The organism is Actinomadura hibisca NBRC 15177, assembly GCF_001552635.1.
In the GTDB taxonomy this organism is placed as follows: Bacteria; Actinomycetota; Actinomycetes; order Streptosporangiales; family Streptosporangiaceae; genus Spirillospora; species Spirillospora hibisca.
On the sequence record NZ_BCRO01000164.1, the window covers coordinates 1 to 920 of the forward strand.

At 57.9% G+C, this 920-nt stretch carries 1 rRNA gene; it reads left to right on the forward strand.

Going from position 1 to position 920, the window contains the following annotated elements:
- Nucleotides 1–920, forward strand: a 23S ribosomal RNA gene (locus AH6_RS41910); the annotation flags it as partial.

Genomic DNA, 920 nt, shown 5'->3' on the forward strand with positions numbered 1-920 from the left:
GTCGAAGCTGAGAATCTAAGCGCCGGTAAACGGCGGTGGTAACTATAACCATCCTAAGGTAGCGAAATTCCTTGTCGGGTAAGTTCCGACCTGCACGAATGGCGTAACGACTTCCCCGCTGTCTCAACCACAGGCCCGGCGAAATTGCACTACGAGTAAAGATGCTCGTTTCGCGCAGCAGGACGGAAAGACCCCGGGACCTTCACTATAGCTTGGCATTGGCGCCTGAAGCGTCTTGTGTAGGATAGGTGGGAGACTGTGAAGCGGCACGCCAGTGTCGGTGGAGTCATTGGTGAAATACCACTCTGGTCGTTTTGAGCGTCTAACCCGCACCCGTGTATCCGGGTGGGGGACAGTGCCTGGTGGGTAGTTTAACTGGGGCGGTTGCCTCCCAAAGAGTAACGGAGGCGCCCAAAGGTTCCCTCAGCCTGGTTGGCAATCAGGTGGCGAGTGCAAGGGCACAAGGGAGCTTGACTGTGAGACAGACATGTCGAGCAGGTGCGAAAGCAGGGCCTAGTGATCCGGCACCTACGTGTGGAAGTGGTGTCGCTCAACGGCTAAAAGGTACCCCGGGGATAACAGGCTGATCTTCCCCAAGAGTCCATATCGACGGGATGGTTTGGCACCTCGATGTCGGCTCGTCGCATCCTGGGGCTGGAGTAGGTCCCAAGGGTTGGGCTGTTCGCCCATTAAAGCGGCACGCGAGCTGGGTTTAGAACGTCGCGAGACAGTTCGGTCCCTATCCGCTGCGCGCGTAGGAGAATTGAGAGGATCTGTCCCTAGTACGAGAGGACCGGGACGGACGGACCTCTGGTGTGCCAGTTGTCCCGCCAGGGGCACGGCTGGTTGGCTACGTTCGGTAGGGATAACCGCTGAAAGCATCTAAGCGGGAAGCCTGCCTCAAGATGAGTTCTCCCTCC